Origin of the sequence: Mesorhizobium sp. 113-3-3, assembly GCF_016756495.1 — a bacterium.
In the GTDB taxonomy this organism is placed as follows: Bacteria; Pseudomonadota; Alphaproteobacteria; order Rhizobiales; family Rhizobiaceae; genus Mesorhizobium.
The window spans coordinates 5,525,478-5,542,809 of the sequence record NZ_AP023243.1; the positions used below are offsets into that span (position 1 = coordinate 5,525,478).

18 protein-coding genes are annotated in these 17,332 nt (G+C 65.4%); 11 read left to right on the top strand and 7 right to left on the bottom strand.

Features of this window, described 5'->3' with window-relative positions; all coding sequences use genetic code 11:
• Nucleotide 1: 1 nt before the first annotated feature.
• The 6 genes from pobA to pcaD are packed head-to-tail and all read right to left on the bottom strand — an operon-like array spanning nucleotide 2 to nucleotide 4,814.
• Complete coding sequence (pobA, locus tag JG746_RS27095) at nucleotides 2-1,174, bottom strand: 4-hydroxybenzoate 3-monooxygenase (protein WP_202355510.1); 1,173 nt, start codon at nucleotides 1,172-1,174, stop codon at nucleotides 2-4.
• Nucleotides 1,174-2,226: a 3-carboxy-cis,cis-muconate cycloisomerase gene (locus tag JG746_RS27100; protein ID WP_202355511.1), complete on the bottom strand. Its 1,053-nt coding sequence runs from the start codon at nucleotides 2,224-2,226 to the stop codon at nucleotides 1,174-1,176. Before JG746_RS27100 ends, pobA begins: the two co-directional genes overlap by 1 nt.
• A 19-nt stretch (nucleotides 2,227-2,245) precedes the next feature.
• Complete coding sequence (pcaG, locus tag JG746_RS27105) at nucleotides 2,246-2,860, bottom strand: protocatechuate 3,4-dioxygenase subunit alpha (protein ID WP_202355512.1); 615 nt, start codon at nucleotides 2,858-2,860, stop codon at nucleotides 2,246-2,248.
• Nucleotides 2,860-3,615: a protocatechuate 3,4-dioxygenase subunit beta gene (pcaH, locus tag JG746_RS27110; RefSeq protein WP_202355513.1), complete on the bottom strand. Its 756-nt coding sequence runs from the start codon at nucleotides 3,613-3,615 to the stop codon at nucleotides 2,860-2,862. Before pcaH ends, pcaG begins: the two co-directional genes overlap by 1 nt.
• A complete protein-coding gene (pcaC, locus tag JG746_RS27115) occupies nucleotides 3,605-4,012 on the bottom strand; it encodes a 4-carboxymuconolactone decarboxylase (RefSeq protein WP_202355514.1) in 408 nt (135 codons plus the stop codon). The genes pcaH and pcaC overlap by 11 nt, the downstream gene beginning before the upstream one ends.
• Nucleotides 4,005-4,814 carry a 3-oxoadipate enol-lactonase gene (pcaD, locus tag JG746_RS27120; RefSeq protein WP_202355515.1) on the bottom strand — a complete coding sequence of 270 codons (810 nt, stop codon included), beginning with the start codon at nucleotides 4,812-4,814 and terminating at the stop codon, nucleotides 4,005-4,007. The genes pcaC and pcaD overlap by 8 nt, the downstream gene beginning before the upstream one ends.
• Before the next feature lie 93 nt (nucleotides 4,815-4,907).
• Between pcaD and pcaQ the strand changes: the two genes are divergently transcribed.
• From pcaQ to JG746_RS27160, 8 genes are all read left to right on the top strand, one after another.
• Nucleotides 4,908-5,825 (top strand): pca operon transcription factor PcaQ, encoded by a 918-nt coding sequence (gene pcaQ / locus JG746_RS27125; RefSeq protein ID WP_202355516.1) that lies wholly within the window; start codon nucleotides 4,908-4,910, stop codon nucleotides 5,823-5,825.
• A gap of 141 nt (nucleotides 5,826-5,966) precedes the next feature.
• On the top strand, nucleotides 5,967-7,283 hold the full coding sequence (locus tag JG746_RS27130) for an ABC transporter substrate-binding protein (RefSeq protein ID WP_202355517.1): 1,317 nt from the start codon (nucleotides 5,967-5,969) through the stop codon (nucleotides 7,281-7,283).
• A gap of 21 nt (nucleotides 7,284-7,304) precedes the next feature.
• On the top strand, nucleotides 7,305-8,048 hold the full coding sequence (locus JG746_RS27135; RefSeq protein WP_202359480.1) for an ABC transporter ATP-binding protein: 744 nt from the start codon (nucleotides 7,305-7,307) through the stop codon (nucleotides 8,046-8,048).
• Nucleotides 8,045-8,773 carry an ABC transporter ATP-binding protein gene (locus tag JG746_RS27140; RefSeq protein ID WP_202355518.1) on the top strand — a complete coding sequence of 243 codons (729 nt, stop codon included), beginning with the start codon at nucleotides 8,045-8,047 and terminating at the stop codon, nucleotides 8,771-8,773. Before JG746_RS27135 ends, JG746_RS27140 begins: the two co-directional genes overlap by 4 nt.
• Entirely contained in the window at nucleotides 8,770-9,666 is an 897-nt protein-coding gene (locus JG746_RS27145) for a branched-chain amino acid ABC transporter permease (RefSeq protein WP_202355519.1), read from the top strand. Before JG746_RS27140 ends, JG746_RS27145 begins: the two co-directional genes overlap by 4 nt.
• A complete protein-coding gene (locus tag JG746_RS27150; protein ID WP_202355520.1) occupies nucleotides 9,663-10,727 on the top strand; it encodes a branched-chain amino acid ABC transporter permease in 1,065 nt (354 codons plus the stop codon). The genes JG746_RS27145 and JG746_RS27150 overlap by 4 nt, the downstream gene beginning before the upstream one ends.
• 2 nt (nucleotides 10,728-10,729) lie before the next feature.
• Nucleotides 10,730-11,515, top strand: coding sequence for a coniferyl-alcohol dehydrogenase (locus JG746_RS27155; protein WP_202359481.1), 786 nt, complete (start codon nucleotides 10,730-10,732; stop codon nucleotides 11,513-11,515).
• Between the two features lie 33 nt (nucleotides 11,516-11,548).
• Nucleotides 11,549-12,994: an aldehyde dehydrogenase gene (locus tag JG746_RS27160; RefSeq protein ID WP_202355521.1), complete on the top strand. Its 1,446-nt coding sequence runs from the start codon at nucleotides 11,549-11,551 to the stop codon at nucleotides 12,992-12,994.
• Between the two features lie 33 nt (nucleotides 12,995-13,027).
• Here the strand turns inward: JG746_RS27160 and JG746_RS27165 are convergent, their stop codons facing one another.
• Entirely contained in the window at nucleotides 13,028-13,954 is a 927-nt protein-coding gene (locus tag JG746_RS27165; protein ID WP_202355522.1) for an aldose 1-epimerase, read from the bottom strand.
• A 61-nt stretch (nucleotides 13,955-14,015) separates the two neighbouring features.
• On the opposite strand from JG746_RS27165, the gene JG746_RS27170 reads away from it, so the two are divergent.
• From JG746_RS27170 to JG746_RS27180, 3 genes are read left to right on the top strand one after another with little or no spacing between them, the layout of a single operon-like run.
• Nucleotides 14,016-14,807 carry a FadR/GntR family transcriptional regulator gene (locus tag JG746_RS27170; protein ID WP_202355523.1) on the top strand — a complete coding sequence of 264 codons (792 nt, stop codon included), beginning with the start codon at nucleotides 14,016-14,018 and terminating at the stop codon, nucleotides 14,805-14,807.
• Nucleotides 14,804-16,531, top strand: coding sequence for an IlvD/Edd family dehydratase (locus tag JG746_RS27175; RefSeq protein ID WP_202355524.1), 1,728 nt, complete (start codon nucleotides 14,804-14,806; stop codon nucleotides 16,529-16,531). The genes JG746_RS27170 and JG746_RS27175 overlap by 4 nt, the downstream gene beginning before the upstream one ends.
• Before the next feature lie 11 nt (nucleotides 16,532-16,542).
• Nucleotides 16,543-17,322 carry an SDR family NAD(P)-dependent oxidoreductase gene (locus JG746_RS27180; RefSeq protein ID WP_202355525.1) on the top strand — a complete coding sequence of 260 codons (780 nt, stop codon included), beginning with the start codon at nucleotides 16,543-16,545 and terminating at the stop codon, nucleotides 17,320-17,322.
• Nucleotides 17,323-17,332 lie beyond the last annotated feature (10 nt).

Below are 17,332 nucleotides of genomic sequence, written 5' to 3' on the forward strand. Positions count from 1 at the left end.
TTCAGTACGGCAGTCCGACATAATTCTCGGCGAGTGCGGTCGACGCCGCCTGCGAGTGCACGAGATAGTCGAGTTCGGCCTCCTGGATGCGCTGGCCGAAGTCGCCCGTGTCGGGAAAGCGATGCAGCATGGTGGTCATCCACCAGGAAAAGCGCACCGCCTTCCACACGCGCGCCAGCGCCTTTTGCGAATAGGCCTCGATGCCAGCTTGCGACTTCTCCAGGTAGAACTCGCGCAAGCCGGCGAAGAGATAGCGCACGTCGCTGGCGGCGAGGTTGAGGCCCTTGGCGCCGGTGGGCGGCACGATGTGGGCGGCGTCGCCGACCAGGAACAGTCGACCGAAGCGCATCGGCTCGGCAACGAAGGAGCGCAGCGGCGCGATCGACTTTTCGAAGGACGGCCCGGTGGTGACACTGGCCGCGGTCTGTTCCGGCAAGCGGCGGCGCAACTCGTCCCAGAAGCGGTCATCGGACCATGCCTCGACGCGATCGTCCTGCGGGCACTGCACATAGTAGCGGCTGCGGTGCGTCGAACGCATCGAGCAAAGCGCGAAGCCTCGCTCGTGATTGGCGTAGACCAGTTCGTGATCGGCCGGCGGCACTTCGGCCAGCACGCCGAGCCAACCGAACGGATACTGCCGCTCGAAGGTTTTCAGCGCAGCACTCGGCACCGATCTGCGGCTGACGCCGTGATAGCCGTCGCAGCCGGCGATGAAGTCGCAATCGACGCGATGGCTGATGCCGTCCTTGTCGTAGGTGACGAACGGTGCGACGCCATCGAAATCATGCAGCGCGACATTTGCGGCCTCATAGACCGTGACGAGGCTAGCCGCCTCGCGCTTGTCCATCAGATCATGCGTCACTTCGGTCTGGCCATAGACGGTGACATGCTTGCCGCCGGTGAGCGCGGCGAGATCGATGCGGTGCAGGCGTCCGTCGAAAGCCAGTGAAATGCCGGAATGCGGCAGGCCTTCGGCATGCAGCCTTGCGGCAACACCAGCATCTTCCAGCAATTCGACCGTGCCCTGTTCGAGCACCCCTGCCCGCACGCGGCCAAGCACATGCTCGCGGCTCGAGCGTTCGAGAATGACCGTCTCGACGCCGATGCCGGCCAGAAGCTGCCCATGCAGCAGGCCGGAGGGTCCGGAGCCGATAATGGCGACCTGCGTGCGCATCAGTGACCGAGGCTTTCGACCTGCGCGGCCAGTTCGGCGGCAAGGCGCAGGGATGCGGCGGTGGCAACGACAATCTGCGGCAGCAGCAGCCATTCCAGCGTCCAGGCCGCGCCCGAACGCTCCTGCTCATGCAGCAGCGCCTGATGCATGCCGGAAAGCTGCGTGGCGTTGAAGCGGGCCAGCGCCACCAGCGCCTCGGCCTTCACCGGGTTCTGCTTGTGCGGCATGGCCGACGAGCCGCCACCGCCGGAAAGCGCGATGTCGGCGCCACCCTGCGCCATCAGCGCAATGTCCTGGCCGAACTTGCCGAGGCTGCCGGTCAGCAGCGACAGCCAGCCCGCGAAATCGGCGAGCGCATCGCGTTGGCTGTGCCATTGCGGTGCGTCGGCAAGGCCGAGTTTTGCGGCAAGCGCGGCGCGCACCGCCGGCCCCTTGTCGCCAAGCTTTTCCAGCGTGCCGGCAGCGCCCCCGAACTGAACCACCAGCAGGCGCCTCGCCTGTTCCGACAATCTCTCCTGATGCCGCTTCAGCGGTGCTCGCCAGGCGGTCACGCGATCGGCCACTCTGATCGGGATCGCTGGCTGCATCCGGGTCATCCCGGTCAGAGCCCTGCTCCCGAAGCGCTCCTCCAGCGAGGCAAGGCGCAAAATCGTCTCGGTCAGCAACAGGCCGAGATGCTCGAGGATCGATTTCAGCCGCAGCACCAGGCTCGTATCGATCACGTCCTGGCTGGTCGCACCGAGATGAACGAAGCCGCCATGTGGTTCGCCGACCGCCGCCCTGATCTGGCGCACCAGTTCCGGCACCATGACGCCGTCCCTGGCGACGGCGGTCCGCAGCAAGGCGGTGTCCGGCCGGAACGAGCCGAGCACCGCCGCGATCGCCGTTGCCGCGTCTCCGGCGATGATCCCGCTCTCGGCCTCGGCTTCCGCCAGTGCGCGCTCGAACGCCAGCGCCGCCGCGATCTCCGCCTCGACGGAAAAGAGCCTCGACGCTTCCTCGTCGCCGAGAAGAGCGGAAAGCAGAGGATGGTCGAAGGGCGATACGGTCATGTCCTGTTCTTCCTGACCATCAGCTGTCGAAGAAGACCGTTTCCTTCTCCCCCTGGAGATGGACGTCGAAGACATAGGTGTCGCCGTGGCGCTCGGCGATCAGCGTCGGCACGCGAACGCGATGCTCGATGCGCGCCAGGATCGGATCCTCGCCATTGGCTTTTTCCTCGTCGGAAAAATAGAGTCGTGTGTGCAGGCCGAGATTGATGCCGCGCGCGACGATCCACAGCGTGATGTGCGGCGCCATCAGGCGACCATCCCGGAACGGCACGCGGCCGGGCTTGATCGTCTCGAAGGCACAGACGCCCGTGTCCATGTCGGTCGGGCAGCGGCCCCAGCCGAAGAAGTTCGGATCGGCCGCGCCGCGCAATTCGGCCGGCGAATTGTAGAGCCCGTCGGCGTCCGCCTGCCAGATCTCGATCAGCGCATCCTTGAGCGGCGTGCCGGTGCCGTCGAGCACGCGGATATTGAGAGCGATGCGCTCGCCCCTGGTTTTGTCGTTGACCATGGTCGAGCCAAGATCACTCTCATAGACGCCGCTGATGCCGCAGAAATTCGGCGTCAGCCCGATATGGACGTACGGCCCGGCTGTCTGCGAAGGGCTCTCCTTGAGCCTGTCGAGCGACTGGCTCATCAATTGCCCTCCAGCCGGTTTTCGAACAGTGACGAACGGCGGCCGCGCAGCACGATGTCGAACCTGTAGGCGAGCGCATCCATCGGAATGGTCGCCTGCGTGTCGAGGACGGCTGTCAGCGCCTCGATGGCCGCCTTGTCGGCGATACCGCGCACGATCGGGCATTTCCAGATCAGCGGGTCGCCCTCGAAGTACATCTGCGTGATCAGGCGCTGGGCAAAGCCATGGCCGAAAACCGAGAAATGGATGTGCGCCGGGCGCCAGTCATTGGGTCCGTTCGGCCAGGGATAGGGCCCGGGCTTGACGGTGCGAAAGGCGTAGAAGCCATCCTCACCTGTAATGGTGCGGCCGCAGCCGCCGAAATTCGGATCGAGCGGTGCCAGATAGCCATCCTTCTTGTGACGGTAGCGGCCGCCGGCATTGGCCTGCCAGAATTCGAGGAGCACGCCGGGAACGCCAACCCCGCGCTCATCGAGCACCCGCCCATGGACGATGATGCGCTCGCCGATGGCGCTCTCGCCGGGCCTGGCGAAATTGTGGATCAGGTCGGCGTCGAGTTCTCCCAGCATGGCATGGCCGAAAACCGGTCCGGCAATTTCCGACAGCGTGTTGTCGAAGGACAGAAGTGCCTTTTGCGGCGAGCGCAGCACCGAACTTTTGTAGCCCGGCGTCAGCGCCGGCGGATGCCATGTCCGGTCGCGCTGGAAGAAAGCGCCGGTCTCGGGCCTCCGGTTCGAGCCGGACTCAGCGGGCATTGTCGGCTCCGTCCATTTCCGAAAACAGGTCCTTGGCTATTCTGAAGGCACGGTTGGCGGCCGGCACGCCGGCATAGATGGCGACATGCAGGAACGCCTCGCAGATATCGTCGCGCGTCGCGCCGGTGTTGGCGGTGGCGCGCACATGCAGGGCGACCTCCTCATCATGGCCGAGTGCGGCCAGCAGCGCCAGCGTGACGATCGAGCGCTCGCGCTTGCTGAGGCCCGGCCGTGCCCACACCGTTCCCCAGGCGGCCTCGGTGATCAGTTCCTGGAAGGGCTGATCGAAATCGGTGGCAGCGATCTCGGCCCGATCGACATGCCGATCGCCGAGCACCGCGCGGCGCACCGCGAGACCAGTGCGATACCTGGCTGCGTTGCCGGGGACTTCATCCATGGTTTTGTGCTCCAGAGGCAAGCGACGCGACAAATTCGCGGATCAGGGCGACCAGCGCTTCAGGCTGTTCGACGCAAGGGATATGTCCGGCGTCGCGGATGATCTCGAAACGCGAACCGGGGATAAGGGCGGCCAGCGAGCGGACGAGAGGAGGAGGCGTCGAGCCATCCCGCTCACCGACGACGCAGAGCGTCGGCACCGAGATGCGGCGCGCCGCGTCGGTGAAATCGGCGTCGCGGATAGCGGCGCAGGTTCCGAGGTAGCCGGCGGGTGCTTGCCGCGTCATCATGTTCCAGTAGCCGTCCAGCTCGGCCACCCGCGCGGTGTGGAAGGCCGGAGTGAACCACAGTTTGAGCACGCTATCGGCAATGGCCTGGATGCCTTTGCGCTCGACGACCGCGATGCGGGTGTTCCAGCTCTCATTCGTGCCGATCTTGTGGGCCGTGTCGCACAGGATCAAGGCCTCGACGATCCCGGGGCGCCTGGCATAGAGGGCTTGTGCGATCATGCCGCCGACCGAGAGGCCGCACAGCACCACCTTCTTCCACCCGAAATGATCGATGAGGCCCGAGAGATCGTCGACATGATCGTCGATCGACTTGATGTCGCCGATGTCGGACAGCCCGTGGCCGCGCTTGTCATAGACCAGCAAGGACATTTCGCCATCAAGTGCGGCGACAACATCGTCCCAGATCCGGAAATCGGTGCCCAGCGAATTGATGAATATGATCGCGCACGCATTGCCGGTCGCCTTGACGTGGCGATGATGCAGCGTGATGCCGCCGATGGTGACGAATGGCACGATTTCGATCCTCCTCCCCCACATTGCACAAGGCATTTGGTTCGGTAAAATGATATTTTTCGCCATTCCATTAACTCAGGGGTTATCAAATCCATGGCCGAAAGCCGCATCCGCTTCCGTCACCTGCAGGCATTCCTGGAAGTCGCGCGGCAAGGCAGCGTGGCCCGCGCCGCCGACTTCCTGCATGTCAGTGCGCCTGCGGTGACCAAGACGTTGCGTGAGTTGGAGGAGGCGCTCGGTGTCGCCGTCGTCGAACGTGACGGGCGCGGCATTCGCGTCACAAGGCTCGGCGAGATCTTCCTCGGCCATGCCGGCTCGGCGATTACGGCGTTCAAGCGCGGCGTCGATTCCGTTCGCCAGGACGGCGCCATCAATCGCCATCCGATCCGCATCGGTGCGCTGCCGACCGTGTCGGCCAAAGTCATGCCGCAGGCCATCAGCCTGTTCCTCGGGGAAAATACCGGGGCGGCTATCAAGATCGTCACCGGCGAGAACGCCGTGCTGCTCGAGCAATTGCGTACCGGCGCGCTCGATCTGGTCGTCGGGCGGCTGGCGGCGCCCGAAAACATGACCGGCTTCTTCTTCGAGCATCTCTATTCCGAACAGGTGCTGTTCGTTGTGCGCGCCGGACACCCCCTGCTCGAACCGGGAGCGGATATCTTCGCACGGCTCGACGAATTCCCGGTGCTGATGCCGACCCGGGAATCCGTCATACGCCCCTTCGTCGATCGCCTGTTCATCACCAATGGCATGACCGCGCCGGCGACCGAGATCGAAACCGTCTCGGACTCTTTCGGCCGCTCCTTCATGCGGCAGAGCAATGCGGTGTGGATCATCTCTGCAGGGGTCGTCGCCAACGAAATCGCCAGTGGCGCCTTCGTCGCCCTGCCGGTCGACACCGAGGAAACCAAGGGGCCGGTCGGCTTGACGATGCGGACGGATACGGCGCCCTCGCCCGCCTTCACAATCCTGCTGCAAACCATTCGCGAGGCGGCAAGGCCGGGCAAGTGAGGCGTCGGACCGTTCGGGCCGGGCTGCATCCTCTTCAGAAATTCGCTAACCCCAGGGTTAATGAAATACCGCAAAATATCATTTTACCGAACCAAAACGCTGGTGCACTGTGCCGATGGAGGACTACAGAGGGAGGAATGCATGACCTACGTTAGCGGTAGCAGATCCAGTATTCGTGGCGTGTCGCGGCGCCAGTTCATCGCCACCTCGATCGCCGGCGGCGCGGCACTCGCGCTCGGCGGCAGCAAGGCCTTCGCCCAGGCAGCCGGCACGCTCAAGGTCGGCTTCGTCAGCCCGCGCACCGGGCCGCTGGCCGGCTTCGGCCAGACCGACGGCTATGTGCTCGACCTTGCCCGCAAGGCACTCGCCGGCGGCCTCGAGATCGGCGGCAAGAAGTATAGCGTCGAAATCCTCGACCAGGACACGCAGTCCGATCCTTCCCGCGCGGGCCAGCTCGCCAAGGACCTGATCAACAATCAGGCCATCGACCTGATGCTGGCGGTGTCGACGCCGGAGGTGATCAATCCGGTGGCCGACGCCTGCGAGGCCGCGGGGGTGCCCTGCCTGTCGACCGTCATGCCGTGGGAAGCCTGGTATTTCGGCCGCGGCGCCAAGCCCGGCGCGCCCTCGCCGTTCAAGTGGACCTATCATTTCGGCTTCGGCGTCGGCGAATTCTTCAAGGCCTATATCTCGCAATGGAACCTGATCGAGACCAACAAGAAGGTCGGCGTCATGTATCCCAACGACGCCGACGGCAACGCCATCCGCGCCAATCTGGCGCCGCTCTTGGCCAAGCAGGGTTTCACCATCGTCGATCCCGGCGCCTATGAAACCGGCACCACGGACTATTCCTCCCAGATCGCGCTGTTCAAGCAGGAAGGCGTCGAGATCTTCAACTCCTTCCCGATCCCGCCGGACTTCGCCGCCTTCTGGCGCCAGGCGGCACAGCAGGGGCTGATCAAGCAGATCAAGATCGCCCAGGTCGCCAAGACCGGCCTGTTCCCCTCCGACATCGAGGCGCTCGGCGATCTCGGCATGAAGATTTCGAGCGCCGCCTACTGGCACAAGGCGTTCCCCTATAAATCGCCTCTCACCGGCGTTTCGGGCACCGAGCTCGCCGACGGCTACGAGGCGGCAAGCGGCAAGCAGTGGACACAGCAGCTCGGCGCCTCGATGTCGCTGCTCGACGCCGGCTTCGAAGCGCTGAAGGCGAGCTCCGACGCCAAGGACAAGGCGGCGGTAGCCAAGGCGCTGAGCACGCTGAAGACCGAGACCATGATCGGCAAGGTCGATTTCACCAGCGGCCCTGTCGCCAATGTCTCGCCCGGTCCGATCATCGGCACGCAATGGGTGGCCGCCAAGGAAGGCAGCAAATTCCCGCTCGACTATGTCGTGACCGAGAACGCCACCGACCCGAAGGTGCCTGTCGAAGCCAAGCTTCTGCCTTACAACGGCTGATGGACCGCTGACGAGGATCGCCTGGTGACCCATCCGCAACAACAGGCTGTTCTCACCGCTGCCGGTATCCACAAGCGCTTCGGCGCGCTTGTGGTGCTGGATGCGGTCGACTTCACCATGTCGGCCGACGAAGCGGTCGGCATTGTCGGCCCGAACGGCGCCGGCAAGACGACGCTGCTCAGCGTGCTCGCGGGTGCCTTTCCACCGAGCTCAGGCACGGTCCGCTTCAAGGGTGGTGACGTGACGGCGCTGCCGGCGACGCAGCGCTGCCGGCTTGGGCTGGTGCGCACGCACCAGGTGCCCAAACCATTCAGCGGCATGACCACATTCGAGAATGTCTTCGTCGCCGCCTCGCATGGCGCCGGCCTTGCCCGCGATGAAGCCTATGAAGAGGCGCTCGGCTCGCTGAAACTGTGCGGCATGCTCGGTGTCGCCAACCGCCGCGCCGAAACGCTCGGCCTGCTCGACCGCAAGCGGCTGGAACTGGCGCGCGCGCTTGCGGCAAGGCCGACGCTGCTGTTGCTCGACGAGATCGGCGGCGGCCTGACCGACGGCGAGGCCGGCGAGCTTGTCGACACGATCAAGGAATTGCGCCGGCGCAAGATCGGCATCGTGTGGATCGAGCACATCGTCCATATCCTGCTGCAGGTCGCCGAGCGGCTGATCTGCATGGACGCTGGGAAAATCATCGCCGACGGCGATCCGCAGGCCGTCATGGCCGATCCGGAGGTCGTGCGCGCCTATCTCGGCGGAGGCCCGAAATGAGCCTGTTGTCGGTCGAGGATCTCGTTGTGCGGCATGGCCTCTTACAGGCGGTGCGCGGCGTGAGCTTCACTGTCGAGCGCGGCGAGACTTTGGCGCTGGTCGGCGCCAACGGCGCTGGCAAGACAACGCTGCTCAGGGCAATCGCCGGCGCGCATCAGCCGGCCGCCGGGCGCGTGCTGCTGGACGGAGCCGATCTCACCAGCGTGCCGTCGCACAGGCGCGTCGGCATGGGCATCGCCCTGGTGCCGGAGGGGCGAAAGCTCTTCGTGCAGATGACGGTCGAGGAAAACCTTCTGCTCGGCAGGACAGCCGGCCGGACGGGCGACTGGAGCGTCGACAAGGTACTGGAGATGTTTCCGAACCTGAAGCCGCGCCGGCACGCCAAGACCGGCCATCTCTCGGGCGGCGAGCAGCAGGCGACGGCGATCGGCCGCGCGCTGATGAGCAACCCGGACGTGCTTTTGCTCGATGAGGTTTCGCTCGGCCTGTCGCCGCTGATCGTCGACCGTGTCTATGCGGCCCTGCAGGGGTTGATCGCTTCCGGCACGACCATCATCCTGGTCGAACAGGATCTCAACCGAGCGCTGTCGGTTTCCGACAGGGTGATCTGCATGCTGGAAGGTCGCATCGCGCTCGAAGGGCCGAGCAAGGCAGTGTCGCGCGACGATGTGACGAAGGCCTATTTCGGCCTGCACCGGAAAAGCCCCGGGAGCGTTCCGGCATGAGCAATCAGATCATCCAAGGCGTTCTTCTCGGCGGCTACTACGCGCTGATCGCCTGCGGCCTGTCCTTCATGTTTTCGGTGATGCGCATCATCAACCTCGCGCATGGCAGCCTTGCCGTGTTCGCCGCCTTTGCCCTGTGGTGGCTGGCCTCACGGTTCCATATCTCGCCGTTCATCGGCCTGCTCATCGTGCTGCCGCTGATGGCGGCGATCGGCTGGGCGCTGCAGCGCTTCCTGCTCGAGCGCAGCGCGCGCGGCGGTGCGCTGCTGCCGATCCTGACCACGTTTGGCCTCGCCATCGTCATCGACAACATGCTGTTCGAGCAGTTCGGCGCGGACACGCGTTCGCTGGCGCCCTATATCGGCAGCCTGTCCTATGATTCCTGGGAGTGGCCGGGCAGCATCTATGTCGGCAAGCTAGCCGTGATCATGTTCGCCACCGCCGTGATCCTGCTCGGCGGGCTGCAACTGTTCCTCACCCGCACAAGGCTTGGCCGCTCGATCCGTGCCACCTCGGAAGATCCCGACACAGCCGGCCTGGTCGGCGTCGACGCGCGCCGCGCCAATGCTATCGCTGCCGCTATCGCCATGGTGACGGTCGGCCTTGCCGGCGCTTTCCTGGGCATGCGCGCCACCTTCGATCCCTATGCCGGCGCGCCGCAATTGCTGTTCGCCTTCGAAGCGGCGGTTATCGGCGGCGCCGGTTCGCTGTGGGGCACGCTGATCGGCGGCATCGTGCTGGCGCTGGCGCAGACGCTCGGCGCGCAGGTGCATCCGCAAGGCTTTCTGATCGGCGGCCATGCCGTGTTCCTGGTCGTGCTGTTCGTGCGGCTTTCGACCTCCGGCCTCGGCCTGCGCGGCCTGTTGCGTCTGCCTTCCCGGAGCGCGTCATGAGCGCCGTCTCCTCCTCACCGGTCATCGAGCGCGGCACGACGGCGTCGCGGATCGCGGCGATTGCGGTCGCCGTCATCATCGCGCTGCTTGCTTTCGCCCCACAGGTCCTCTCGGCCGGCGCGGTCGACCGCATGACGGCATTGTTCATCTATGTGATCCTGGCGGCGATGTGGAACGCGCTTGCCGGCTTTGGCGGCCTGGTCTCCGTCGGCCAGCAAGTGTTCTTCGGGCTCGGCGCCTATTTCGCCATCCGGTTGGCCGATGTCGGCCTCAACCCCTTTGCCGCGCTTTTCGTCTCGGCGATCGTTGTCGGCGCGGTCTCCTGGCCGCTGTCGCTGTTCATGCTGCGGCTGAGAAACGGCGAGTTCGCCATCGGCATGTGGGTGATCGCGGCGCTGACGCATCTCCTGGTCAATCTCGACCGGCTGGTGCAAGGCGAGACCGGGACGTCGCTGATCTCGCTCAATGTCTACGATGCCGGCACCCGACGGACTGTTATCTACTGGCTGGCGCTGGCGTCGATGACCGCGCTGCTTGCCATTCTGTTCGGCCTGCTGCGCGGCAGCACGGGTGCCGCCATCCGCGCCATCCGCGACAATGAGGATGCCGCCGCCTCGGTCGGCGTGCGCGTCACCGGCACGAAGCGGCTTTTGTTCGTGCTTGCCGCCTTCGGCATCGGCATTGCCGGGGCGCTGTGGCTGGCGACCTCCATCACCTTCCAGCCGAAGACCTACTTCAACGTTCAGTGGACCGCCTACATGATCTTCATGGTGCTGGTCGGCGGCATCGGCACGTTCGAGGGCGCCATTCTCGGTGCACTGGTGTTCTTCCTCATCGAGACCTGGTTCGGCGGCACCGGCGTCTGGTATCTGGTCGGCCTCGGCGCCACGGCGGTGCTGTTCTCGCTGTTCCTGCCGCGCGGCCTGTGGGGGACGATCGAGGAGCGCTTTGGCTTGCGGCTGCTGCCGGTCGGCTACCGCGTCAGGCTTCTGGCCACCGCTGTCGACGGCGACGCGACACCCTCGCCACAACAATCCACGACATCTCGGGAGAAAGCATGACCATGCTTTTCGGCAAGACGATCCTCATCACCGGCGTCGCTTCCGGCATTGGCGCGCGCACGGCGGAACTTGCCGGCCAGCTTGGCGCCGATGTCATTGGCGTCGATGTGCGCGAGCCGGCGGCAGCGGTGGGCAGTTTCGTCAAGGCCGATATCTCGTCGAAGGCCGGCGTCGACGAACTGGTCGCACGCCTGCCGCAGCGCATCGATGCGCTCTGCAATGTCGCCGGCCTTTCCGGCAACACCGGCGCGGCAGCGACGCTGGCCGTCAATTTCTACGGCCTGCGGGCACTTTCGGAGGCATTGGCGCCAAAACTTCGTGAAGGCGGCGCCGTCGTCAACGTCGCCTCTATCGCCGGCTATGGCTGGCGCGCCAATCTTAACCGTGCGGCCTCGATGGTCGGCATCGAGGGTTTTCCCGATGTCGCTGAGGTGGTCGCCAATCACGCGGTCAAGAACGAGGAAGGCTATCCCGTCTCGAAGGAACTGCTGTTGCTGTGGACCTTTCGCGCGGCGCACCAGGACCTGTTCAAACGCCGTGGCATTCGCGTCAATGCGGTGAGCCCGGGACCGGTCGAGACGCCGATCCTGAAGCAGTTCCGCACCGTGCTTGGCGATGCCCGCGTCGACAGCGACATTGCCAGGGTCGGACGGGCCGGCACATCCGGCGACATAGCGCCTGTCGTACTGTTCCTGTGTTCGGACGGCGCGCGCTGGGTCAACGGCGCCAATGTGCCGGTCGACGGCGGCCTCGAAGCATCTATCAACGCCGAAGTGCTCGGCTTCTAATCACGAAGCTCCACCGGAGCGAGGGAGACAATCATGGATATCGGACTTCTGATCGACGGCGACAAAAGGGATGCGTCCGGCTCGGCCTCTTATGAGCGCATGGACCCGTTCACCGGCAAACTGGCAACGCGCGCCGCGGCGGCGAGCGTCGCCGACGCCAATGCCGCTGTGGAAGCCGCGGCCGCGGCCTTTACGACCTGGTCGAAGACCGGGCCTGGCGAACGCCGCGCCCTGCTGTCCAAGGCGGCAGATGTGATGGCCTCCAAGGTCGGCGAATTCACCAGGCTGATGATGGAAGAGACCGGGGCCACCGGTCCCTGGGCCGGCTTCAACGTGATGCTGGCGGCCAACATGCTGCGCGAGGCGGCGGCGATGACGACGCAGATTTCGGGAGAGATCATCCCCTCCGACAAGCCGGGGACGCTGGCCATGGCGATCCGCCAGCCGGCCGGCGTGTGTCTCGGCATCGCGCCGTGGAATGCGCCGGTCATTCTCGGTACCCGCGCCATCGCCATGCCGATCGCCTGTGGCAACACCGTGGTGCTGAAGGCCTCGGAAATGTGCCCGGGCACGCACCGGCTGATCGGCCAGGTGCTGGTCGAGGCCGGCCTGCCCAAGGGCGTCATCAATGTCGTCACCAACGACCCCAGGGATGCCGCTGCGATCGTCGAGGCGCTGGTCGCGCATCCCTCGGTCAAGCGCGTCAACTTCACCGGCTCGACCAAGGTCGGCCGCATCATCGCCGAGCTCGCCGGCCGGCACCTGAAGCCGGCACTGCTTGAACTCGGCGGCAAGGCGCCGCTGCTGGTGCTCGACGATGCCGACATCGACGCGGCGGTCAATGCCGCCACCTTCGGCGCCTTCATGCATCAGGGCCAGATCTGCATGTCGACCGAGCGGCTGATCGTCGACGAGAAGGTCGCCGACGAATTCGTTTCCAAGCTCGCGGCCCGCGCCTCGCAGCTGCCGGCGGGCGATCCGCGCGGCCATGTGGTGCTAGGCTCGCTGATCAGCAGCCAGGCGGCCGACAAGATGGAGGAGCTCGTGGCCGATGCTGTCGCCAAGGGCGCCAGGCTTGTCGCCGGCGGCAAGCGCACTGGCACCGTTGTCGAGGCAACGCTGCTCGATCATGTCACGCCGGCCATGCGCGTCTATGCCGAAGAATCCTTCGGGCCGGTCAAACCGGTCATCCGGGTGAAAGGCGAGGACGAGGCCGTGCGTGTCGCCAACGATACGGAATACGGCCTGTCGTCGGCCGTGTTCAGCCGCGACATCAAGCGAGCCATGGCGGTCGCCGCGCGCATCGAGGCCGGCATCTGTCACATCAATGGCCCGACGGTTGGTGACGAGGCGCAGATGCCGTTCGGCGGCGTCAAGGGCTCGGGCTACGGCCGCTTCGGCGGCAAGGCCTCGATCGCCGAATTCACCGATCTGCGCTGGGTGACGATCGAGGATCCCGGCCAGCACTATCCGTTCTGAGCCGACCCTCGCTGCGGGCATCGATAGCAAAGGTCAAACGGCCAGGGACGGCGTGAAGCGAACGCTGGCGGATCGCATCAGACCGGGCGCCAGCACGATGCAGCCAGTGTCGATACGGCCGCCGGCGCGGTTGAAGGCATCCGTGATGTTGCTGACCGGCTCGACGCAAAAGAACGGCTCGCCTGGCGGCGTGTAGAGGACGAGGAAATCGAGCGGCGCCTCGGCCTCGATGTCCAGCCGACGCCCCTGCTCCGGCCAGGTGATCCGGGCACGGCGCGCCCATCCGGTGAAGACCGTGTCGAAGTCCGCTTCCGATACGTCAAAGCCGATGGACGGGTCGGCTCCAGCTGGCGGCAGGACGTGCCTGACGGGCAGGACCTCCCCATCGATTTCCCACATGCCCGACACCGGCGCCTGGACATGCGTCCACGGCGTCGACGGGAAATAGGGATGGAGGCCGAAGCCGACCGGCATCGGCGCGTCCGACAGGTTGCGCACTGTCACGGTTATGCAAAGCATGCCGTCGGCCAGCGTGACCTCTTGCTCGGCCTCATAGCTCCATGGCCAGGAATCGGCGGCGTGGCGATAGCGCAGGACGATCGTGCTCGCTTCATGCCTGACAACCGCCCACGGGCTGCGCCAGCCATGGCCATGCTCATGGTGCGGGTCCTCGGGTCTGCTGGGGAGCTGGACGGTACGTCCAGCGAACTCGAAGCGGCCACCCCTTATGCGGTTGGAATAGGGAACGAGCGGGAAGCAGGCCATGGCGCCGGCATCGCGGCCGCTGATCGCCGCCGGATCCGCCGGGCGTAACCAATCCACAGCGGCGCCATCTTGCCACCATCGATACGACGCCAGCGCGCCGCCGGCGGCCGGAGCAATGTCGACTGTCGCGATGCCGTCGCTGATCGAGACCAGTTCCGAGTGCTGCGCGGCAATGGCAGCAAAATTCTTTGTCATCGGCGCTCCCCCGTCCCTTGACTCCAATAACCACGGCATTAAGACATATCATATGAATAGTATGAAGAATAAGAAATCTTTTAGCACGGCGCGCACGTCGCGGGTTGCCGTGGCGGTTTCCAGCGGCTCCACCGCGCTGCACGCGACCGTCGTCGAGCAGATCGGCCTGCGCATCGTGCAAGGCGACTTCCTGCCCGGCGAGGCGCTGCCCAATGCCGACGATTCCAGCGTGATGCTGGGGGTCAGCCGTACGGTGCTGCGCGAGGCCATCAAGGTGCTGGCCGGCAAGGGGCTGGTCGAATCGCGGCCAAAGACCGGCACACGCGTGCGCCCGCGCTCCGACTGGAATTTCCTCGATCCGGACGTGCTATCCTGGCGCTACGCCGGCGGCGTCAGCGCCGATGATGTCCGTGCGCTGTTCGAACTGCGCCGCGCCATCGAGCCCATGTCCGCCGCGTTGGCCGCCCAGCGCGCCACCCCGGCACAGATTGCCGAGATCCATGCTGCACTGGCCGAAATGGAAGCGGTGAGCGATGACGGCGACCGCTTCGCCAAGCCCGATCTGGTGTTCCACCAGACCATCCTGCGCATGACCGGCAATGAGCTGATCGGCTCGCTGGCGGCACTGGTTGAAACCGCACTGGTGATGAGCTTTCGCCTCTCCAACGACAATCCGGAGGGCCAGCGCCACTCCTTGCCGCTGCATCGCGAGGTGGCCGAGAAGATCGCTGCCGGCGACGCGGCCGGCGCGCAAAAGGCCCTGCTGGTGCTCATCGACAATGCCGAGGACGACGTGCGCCGCAGCGTCGAGAACCGCAACAAACGCCGCACCGACCGGGGCCAGCAATCGTGACCGAGACCAAACGCAAACTGCGGTCCGAAGCCTGGTTCGGCGGTGAAGGCAAGAACGCCTTCATGCACCGCAGCTGGATGAAGAACCAGGGCATCCCAGCCGACGCCTTTGACGGCCGCCCGGTGATCGGCATCTGCAACACCTGGTCGGAGCTGACGCCGTGCAATGCGCATCTCCGCGCCCTGGCCGATCACGTCAAGCGCGGCGTCTACGAGGCCGGCGGCCTGCCGCTGGAATTCCCTGTCATGTCGCTGGGCGAGAGCAACATGCGCCCCACCGCCATGTTGTTCCGCAATCTGGTCAGCATGGATGTCGAGGAATCTATCCGCGGCAATCCGATCGACGGCGTTATCCTGCTGGTGGGCTGTGACAAGACCACGCCGGCGCTTCTGATGGGGGCCGCCTCTTGCAATTTGCCGACCATCACCGTCTCCGGCGGGCCGATGCTCAACGGCAAGTTCCGTGGACAGGATATCGGCTCGGGCACCCATGTGTGGAAGTTTGCCGAGGAAGTGAAGGCCGGCCGCATGCCGGTCGCCGACTTCCTCGCCGCAGAACAGGGCCAGAGCCGGTCGGCCGGCAGTTGCATGACCATGGGCACGGCCTCGACCATGGCCAGCATGGTTGAAGCGCTCGGCATCGGCATGCCGGACAACGCCGCGATCCCTGCGGTGGATTCGCGCCGTGGCGTGCTCGCCCAGCTGGCCGGACGCCAGATCGTCGATCTGGTCCACCGGGACGTGAAAATTTCGGACATTCTTACAAGGCAGGCGTTCGAGAACGCCATCCGCGTCAATGGCGCGATCGGCGGCTCGACCAATGCGGTCCTGCATCTGATCGCCATCGCCAACCGCGTCGGTATCGATCTCAGCCTCGACGACTGGGACCGTCTTGGCCGCGACGTTCCAACCATTGTCGACCTGATGCCGTCAGGCCGGTTCCTGATGGAAGATTTCTACTATGCCGGGGGGCTGGCTGCGGTCATGGCGTCGCTTGATGAAGTGGGGCTTCTTCATCGCGACGTCATGACCGTCAGCGACAAGACGATCGGCGAATTGATCGACGGCGCGCCGAACTACAACCGCGAGGTCATCCGGCCGCTGAGCGAGCCGCTGACCGAGCAAGGCGGCATCTCGATCCTGCGCGGCAATCTGGCGCCCAATGGCGCCGTCATCAAGCCTTCGGCGGCAACACCCGAACTGATGCAGCATCGCGGCAAGGCCGTCGTCTTCGAGAACATCGAGCATTACTACGCCCGCATCGACGATCCGGATCTGGATATCGATGCCTCCTCGGTGATGGTGCTGAAGAATTGCGGGCCGCGCGGCTATCCCGGCATGGCAGAGGTCGGCAATATGCCGCTGCCGGCGAAACTGCTCAAGCAGGGTGTCTCCGACATGGTGCGCATCTCGGATGCGCGCATGAGCGGCACCGCCTACGGCACGGTGGTGCTGCATGTCGCGCCGGAGGCCGCGGCCGGTGGCGCGCTGGCCCTGGTGCGCGACGGCGATCTTATCGAGCTCGATGTCGCCGGCCGCCGGCTTGAGCTGCTGGTGTCGGATGAAGAGCTGGCGATCCGCCGCCGCGACTGGAAGCCGCCGGCGCCGCCCGAAGGCGGCTACCAGAGCCTCTATGTCGAGCGCGTGCTGCAGGCCGACAAGGGCTGCGATTTCGACTTCCTCGTCGGCCGGCGCGATGCCGGCATTCCCCGGCATTCCCACTAGAGAGGCGCGCGATGACGGATGAGATCGGCAGCTACGCGACCTACCCGAGCCTCAAGGGCCGCAGCGTCTTCATCACCGGCGGCGGCAGCGGCATCGGCGAAAGCCTCGTGCGCCATTTCTGCGCGCAAGGCAGCCGCGTCGCCTTCGTCGATCTGGCGGAGGAGCCTTCCAGGCGCCTGGTCGAGACGATCGGGGCCGAAGGACACTCCGCGCCGCTGTTCATTCCGTGCGATCTGCGCGATGTCGAGCAGCTGCAGGCGGCAACCGTGCAAGCGATGCAGCACAATGGCCCGATCCAGGTGCTGTGCAACAATGCCGGCAACGATGACCGCCATCAGACCAAGGACGTGACGGTCGCCTACTGGGACGACCGCATGGCGGTCAATCTGCGCCACCAGTTCTTCGCCGCGCAGGCGGTGCGTCCGCAGATGAGCGCGCTGGGCGGTGGCTCGATCATCAATTTCGGTTCCATCACCTGGATGGTCGGCGATCCCGATTGTCCGGCCTATGTCACCGCGAAGGCCGCTGTCTACGGCATGACACGGGCGCTGGCCCGCGAACTCGGCCCCGAGCGCATCCGTGTCAACTGCATGGTGCCGGGCTGGGTGATGACCGAGCGCCAGATGCGCCTGTGGCTCAATCCGGCGGGTGAACGCCAGATCGCCGAGAGGCAGTGCCTGCCCGACCGGCTGCAACCCTCCGATATCGCGCGCATGGCGCTGTTCCTCGCCGCCGACGACAGCCTGATGTGCACGAGCCAGCAGTTCATCGTCGATGCGGGCTGGGTGTGACCCGTACAGC

Excerpts from the sequence above, each read along its gene's own strand:
- pobA (WP_202355510.1), bottom strand. The coding sequence starts at position 1,174 with ATGCGCACGCAGGTCGCCATTATCGGCTCCGGACCCTCCGGCCTGCTG.
- JG746_RS27100 (WP_202355511.1), bottom strand. The coding sequence starts at position 2,226 with ATGACCGTATCGCCCTTCGACCATCCTCTGCTTTCCGCTCTTCTCGGC.
- pcaG (WP_202355512.1), bottom strand. The coding sequence starts at position 2,860 with ATGAGCCAGTCGCTCGACAGGCTCAAGGAGAGCCCTTCGCAGACAGCC.
- pcaH (WP_202355513.1), bottom strand. The coding sequence starts at position 3,615 with ATGCCCGCTGAGTCCGGCTCGAACCGGAGGCCCGAGACCGGCGCTTTC.
- pcaC (WP_202355514.1), bottom strand. The coding sequence starts at position 4,012 with ATGGATGAAGTCCCCGGCAACGCAGCCAGGTATCGCACTGGTCTCGCG.
- pcaQ (WP_202355516.1), top strand. The coding sequence starts at position 4,908 with ATGGCCGAAAGCCGCATCCGCTTCCGTCACCTGCAGGCATTCCTGGAA.
- JG746_RS27130 (WP_202355517.1), top strand. The coding sequence starts at position 5,967 with ATGACCTACGTTAGCGGTAGCAGATCCAGTATTCGTGGCGTGTCGCGG.
- JG746_RS27140 (WP_202355518.1), top strand. The coding sequence starts at position 8,045 with ATGAGCCTGTTGTCGGTCGAGGATCTCGTTGTGCGGCATGGCCTCTTA.
- JG746_RS27145 (WP_202355519.1), top strand. The coding sequence starts at position 8,770 with ATGAGCAATCAGATCATCCAAGGCGTTCTTCTCGGCGGCTACTACGCG.
- JG746_RS27150 (WP_202355520.1), top strand. The coding sequence starts at position 9,663 with ATGAGCGCCGTCTCCTCCTCACCGGTCATCGAGCGCGGCACGACGGCG.
- JG746_RS27155 (WP_202359481.1), top strand. The coding sequence starts at position 10,730 with ATGCTTTTCGGCAAGACGATCCTCATCACCGGCGTCGCTTCCGGCATT.
- JG746_RS27160 (WP_202355521.1), top strand. The coding sequence starts at position 11,549 with ATGGATATCGGACTTCTGATCGACGGCGACAAAAGGGATGCGTCCGGC.
- JG746_RS27165 (WP_202355522.1), bottom strand. The coding sequence starts at position 13,954 with ATGACAAAGAATTTTGCTGCCATTGCCGCGCAGCACTCGGAACTGGTC.
- JG746_RS27170 (WP_202355523.1), top strand. The coding sequence starts at position 14,016 with ATGAAGAATAAGAAATCTTTTAGCACGGCGCGCACGTCGCGGGTTGCC.
- JG746_RS27180 (WP_202355525.1), top strand. The coding sequence starts at position 16,543 with ATGACGGATGAGATCGGCAGCTACGCGACCTACCCGAGCCTCAAGGGC.